Below are 3,951 nucleotides of genomic sequence, written 5' to 3' on the forward strand. Positions count from 1 at the left end.
GGCGTCTGTCCGTACGCGGTGGCGGGATCCACCGGGGCGGGCTCAGCGGGATCGGCAGCGGGCCCGGAGGCCGCCGGGGCCCCCTTCTCCAGCGCGACAGGCGCGACAGGCGCGACAGAGGCAGCGGGGGCAGCAGGCGTGGCAGGGGCAGCGGCCGCGACAGGCTCGACCGTGGGCAGCTGCGCCGTCCTGTCGTCGGCCGGCGCGGGGGCGTCGGCCGGCATCGCCGGCGGTGACGTCGGAGACTCCGGCCGCGGCTCCGCCGCGGACGGAACGGAGGCGCCCTCGTTCTCGGTGCTCACAGTTGTCTCCTCTGTCGAAACGCTTCATGCCCGGCCACGATCACCAGGGTCCGCGTCCAGCCTTTCCCATGGCACGTCAGACCACCGTAAGCGGAGGCTGTGACCTCGGCCGCCGGTCCTTACTACCGACAAATCGTCCCCCATGCGCGATTGTGCCAGCCGGTGGCACCATAACGCGGTGACCCAAGAGCGCCACCTCCTCGACGTCGTCGCCCACCGCGGAGCCTCCGAGGACGCTCCGGAACACACCCTGGCCGCCTACCGCAGGGCGATCGAGGACGGCGCGGACGCGCTGGAGTGCGATGTGCGGCTGACCGCCGACGGGCATCTCGTCTGCGTCCACGACCGCCGGGTCAACCGCACGTCCAACGGGCGGGGCGCCGTGTCCACCCTGGAGCTGGCCGACCTCGCGGCCCTGGACTTCGGCTCGTGGAAGGCCGCGGCGGGCGAGCCCGAGGCGCCGGACCGCGACACCGACCCCGATCCGGCGCGGGTGAGCGGCCTCGCCGCCGACCGCGAGAGCACCTCCGTGCTCACCCTGGAGCGGCTGCTGGAGCTGGTCGCCGACTCCGGGCGCCGGGTCGAGCTGGCCATCGAGACCAAGCACCCCACCCGTTGGGCGGGCCAGGTCGAGGAGCGGCTGCTGGCCCTGCTGGACCGCTTCGGCCTCGCCCAGCCGCCGCCGGACGAGCCCTCGCCCGTACGGGTGATGAGCTTCTCCGCCCGGTCCCTGCACCGGGTCCGGGCGGCGGCGCCCGCGCTGCCCACCGTCTATCTGATGCAGTTCCTCAACCCCCGCTACCGCGACGGCCGGCTGCCCCAAGGCGTGCGGATCGCCGGGCCCAGCATCCGTATCGTCCGCAACAACCCGGACTACGTGGCACGGCTGCGCCGCGCGGGCAACGCCGTGCACGTCTGGACGGTGAACGAGCCGGAGGACGTCGAGCTGTGCGTCCGCCTCGGCGTGGACGCTGTCATCACCAACCGGCCCAAGGCCGTCCTGGCCCAGCTCGGCCGGAAGTAGCCGTCGGCGAGCCGGCGGAACTTGATCGGCCGTTCGGCTGATCCGGAGGCTCCGGCGCCATTACATGGAGTGCACCGGCGCGTTCGGTGCGTATCCGGCCGTCGTGAGTGCCCCACCGGGCGGAGGTTGGCCGGTTTCCGGTCCAGTCCATTGGGGCATCCATCCCCTGACGTGGGGCGAAGGAGGTCTCGGGGGTGGCGTTGGTGGTGGCACAGGAGGTGCCCACGTCGTCGATCATGGCCGTACCCCATGGTCCTGCCGGTGTGGGCGAGGCGAGACACCGGATGCGCAAGGAATTGCGCGCCGGCGGGGTACCGGATTCGGTCATCGACGACGCGGTACTGATCCTTTCCGAGCTGCTCAGCAACGCGTACCGCCACGGGCGCCCGCTGAGCCGTGACAACGGCGACCGGGGCCCGGACGATCCCGGCCTCGTCCGGGCCGCCTGGCGGGTGGACGGGCGCGGCAGGCTCACGGTCGAGGTGACCGACGGCGGCGGGCCGACCCGCCCCTTTCCGGCCACTCCCTCGGTCACCGCGCGCGGCGGCCGCGGACTGAACATCATCAACGCGCTCTCCCAGGACTGGGGCGTCCGCGACGCCACCGGCGAGGTGACGGTCTGGGCGGCGCTCTCCGCGCGCGCCGGTTTCGCTACGCGCGTCGATCCCGGCCCGGCTGCCCTGGGCTTCCCCGACCTCACCGGTTTCGAGGACCTCACCTAGCCGACCCGGTCCGCGCGCTTGCCGCGTCGACGCGCGTAGACACATGTGTCGACAGTGGTCGGCAGACTGTGACAGCTGTACCCGCTCGTCTCCGCGCTCGTCCGTGCACCCCACCGCTGCCGTGCGACGCGTCGCCGCGCCTCGCCGCGCCTCGCCGCGCCTCGCCACGCGCCGCCACGCGCCGACACCGGTCCCGACCCGGCAGCCGCCCTCCCGGCGGCGGGCGCCGTACGCCACTCCCGCGTACGCGCCCGCCCGCGCGACCTCTCCCGCGCGCCCGGCCATGCCGTCACAGCCGGGCGCTAGGCTCGCGCCCGCAGGCAAACGGCCTGCCTCGGAAATCGAGAAATCGACCAGCCCCGGGCCCGGGCCGCGCACCCCGCAGGACGGACGGGCCGGACGGGCCGGACGCACCGATCGGGAGACACGCACACCATGGCCAAGAAGCGCCGCCCCCAGACCAAGGCCGCCCAGCCGCACGCCGGTGACGTGGTGGTCCCCGTCGTCGGCGCCCGTGAGCCCTGCCCCTGCGGCTCGGGCCGCCGCTACAAGGCCTGCCACGGCCGTGCCGCCACCCACGCCGCCGTCGAGCTGGTGCGGCGGCCCTTCGAGGGGCTGCCCGGCGAGGCCGACTGGGTCGCCCTGCGCGAGCTGGTGCCCGCCGCGACGGTGGAGCTGAAGCTGAAGGACGGGCTGCCGGAGGGCGTGCCGTCGGTCACCCTGGCGACGGTGCTGCCGATGGCCTGGCCCGCGCTGCGCCGCGACAACGGCGCCGTGCTGCTCGGGCTCCAGAACGACACCGCGACCGGTGACATCAGCCGCGACATGGCCGACACCCTGCTGCGCGCCCTGAGCGCCGAGCCCGGCACCCCGGTCGCCGCCGAGCGGACCGGCGCCGAGGGGCCGCGCCTCCAGGACCTGCTGGACCCGGCCGCCCCCTTCGAGCCCGTCGTCCACACGGGCTTCGAGTTCTGGGTGGAGAACGCGGAGGGCGCCACCGGCGAGGTCGCGGCCTCGCTGGAGCGGGCCAACGCCGCCGCGATCCCGACCGTCCGGCTCTCCGGCGTCGGCTCCGCCTACTGGTGCGAGACCCCGGAGAAGAACCACCTGCGCTGGGTGATGACGGTGCCGGAGGAGGAGCTGCTGGACGCCCTCGCGCGCCTCCACGCGGCCGGTACGAGCTCGCTCGGCGAGGGCACCCGCCTCGTCGGCTCGTTCCGCGCGCACGGGCTGACCGTGCCGGTGTGGGACCTGCCGACCACGATGCGCGCGGAGGACGTGCAGAAGCCGGCGGAGGCCTTCGCGGAGCGGCTGGCGGCGGCGCTGGCGGACGAGGCCCCGCTGACCGCCGAGGAGCGCCGCGCCCGTGGCGGCCTCACGAGCCGTCAGGTCACCCTGAACTGAGGCCGGCTGAGCCGGACGGGGCGACCTGAGCATTGGCCGGGGCGACCCGGCCGATGACGATCACACGGAAAGCTCATGATCGTCATTCGGACACGCCCGCCACCCACCCGGAATCGGCCGCACCGTCGAACAGGGCCGGATGGGGCACTTCCGGTGCCCCGGAACGGTAAACGACCGGTCAAGCCGCGTGACTCCTGTCACAACTCCCGCTGTCAGACCGGAAATCGGCGTCCGGAAATCCACGATCGAATTTGCGAACCGCGGATCTCTTGTTACCGTTCTAGGAGCCCGGTCGCTGGTGCATCCCCCGTCGCCAGCGACCGGGCGTTTCCATGCCCGGATGCCGTCAGGACGCCGTCCGGACTCCGCCCGGGCGCCACTCGAAGGCCGTCTGGGCTCCGCTCGGACACTGCCCGAGCACCGACGGGACACCGTCCGCCGCCTTCCGGCGCCCCTCCGCCCCGGCCCCGGCGCTCCGTCGGCACCGGCACGGCACTCC

The 3,951-nt window shown here is 74.0% G+C and carries 2 protein-coding genes and 2 pseudogenes; 3 read left to right on the forward strand and 1 reads right to left on the reverse strand.

Annotated features, from left to right (window positions below):
* A pseudogene (locus tag K6I33_RS36155) lies at nucleotides 1-302 on the reverse strand (protease); the annotation flags it as partial.
* A 178-nt stretch (nucleotides 303-480) separates the two neighbouring features.
* On the opposite strand from K6I33_RS36155, the gene K6I33_RS32765 reads away from it, so the two are divergent.
* From K6I33_RS32765 to K6I33_RS32775, 3 genes and pseudogenes are all read left to right on the forward strand, one after another.
* A complete protein-coding gene (locus K6I33_RS32765) occupies nucleotides 481-1,326 on the forward strand; it encodes a glycerophosphodiester phosphodiesterase (protein WP_229358274.1) in 846 nt (281 codons plus the stop codon).
* Between the two features lie 107 nt (nucleotides 1,327-1,433).
* A pseudogene (locus tag K6I33_RS32770) lies at nucleotides 1,434-2,048 on the forward strand (ATP-binding protein).
* A 435-nt stretch (nucleotides 2,049-2,483) separates the two neighbouring features.
* Entirely contained in the window at nucleotides 2,484-3,452 is a 969-nt protein-coding gene (locus K6I33_RS32775) for a DUF5926 family protein (RefSeq protein WP_229358276.1), read from the forward strand.
* Nucleotides 3,453-3,951: the final 499 nt, after the last annotated feature.

This window comes from Streptomyces sp. UNOB3_S3 (assembly GCF_020740895.1).
Lineage (GTDB): Bacteria > Actinomycetota > Actinomycetes > Streptomycetales > Streptomycetaceae > Streptomyces.

Bases quoted from the DNA above. Each gene is read 5' to 3' on its own strand.
- K6I33_RS32775 (WP_229358276.1), top strand. From the start codon at position 2,484: ATGGCCAAGAAGCGCCGCCCCCAGACCAAGGCCGCCCAGCCGCACGCC.